This window comes from Streptomyces diastatochromogenes (genome assembly GCF_002242805.1).
In the GTDB taxonomy this organism is placed as follows: domain Bacteria; phylum Actinomycetota; class Actinomycetes; order Streptomycetales; family Streptomycetaceae; genus Streptomyces; species Streptomyces diastatochromogenes.
The window spans coordinates 565-1,234 of record NZ_MCGQ01000059.1 but is presented as its reverse complement, the minus strand read 5'-3'; the positions used below and the strand labels follow the sequence as shown (position 1 = coordinate 1,234).

The following is a 670-nucleotide window of genomic DNA, read 5'->3' as shown; positions in this document are numbered from 1 at the left end:
CCTGGATGGGGAAGGGAGTGATGATGCCGACGGCCTCCAGGGCCTCGGCGGTCTCGGGCAGGATTCCGAGTTCACGAAACGTCGTAGTCAGGGTTTTGCCTCTTCTGTGTGCGCGGTGCGAGGCGAGCGCGGGGGTCATGACTGACCGTGCCGGGGACGTCGGCTGCCGTACGGACGAACCACTTGGGCAAGCCGTATGACACGGGACCACTGCCGACGCTCTAGCGCTCGTACCGCTGAGGGGGTCCCTCCGGTCGTCGTACGTAATGAGCCGTACGGCCAGGGAGGGCTGTCGGGTCGGAGCCGATCGGGCCACCGACCGGGCATCCTCATGCGTGCGCCCTGTCAAGGCACGTCGAATACCGTCGACGCACTCAGCAGGCGCATTACCACCATACCCCGGATTGGCGCACACGCGATGGCCGATTTGGTCACGTAGTCGTGGTCACAGTGGTTGGCCAGGGGCTTCCGAGGTGCGGCAAGCGGGCTATTGTGCGCCTCATGACTAGCTCTGACAAGCCTGAGAACGAGTCCGCACCCGCCGAACACACCGGCGTCGCCGCCCAGGACTGGGCGCAGGCGTCCGCCGAACCGCAGTACCGTGCCGCGGTCGTGGACCTGCTCGGCGCGCTCGCGTACGGGGAGCTTGCGGCGTTCGAGCGGCTCGCGG

At 67.2% G+C, this 670-nt stretch carries 1 protein-coding gene and 1 pseudogene; one reads left to right on the top strand and one right to left on the bottom strand.

Going from position 1 to position 670, the window contains the following annotated elements; genetic code table 11:
* Positions 1 to 211 (bottom strand): annotated as a pseudogene (locus BEK98_RS51470) (hypothetical protein); the annotation flags it as partial.
* Between the two features lie 281 nt (positions 212 to 492).
* Between BEK98_RS51470 and BEK98_RS50475 the strand changes: the two are divergent.
* On the top strand, positions 493 to 670 hold a 178-nt coding region (locus BEK98_RS50475; protein ID WP_425276660.1), incomplete at its 3' end, for a ferritin-like fold-containing protein.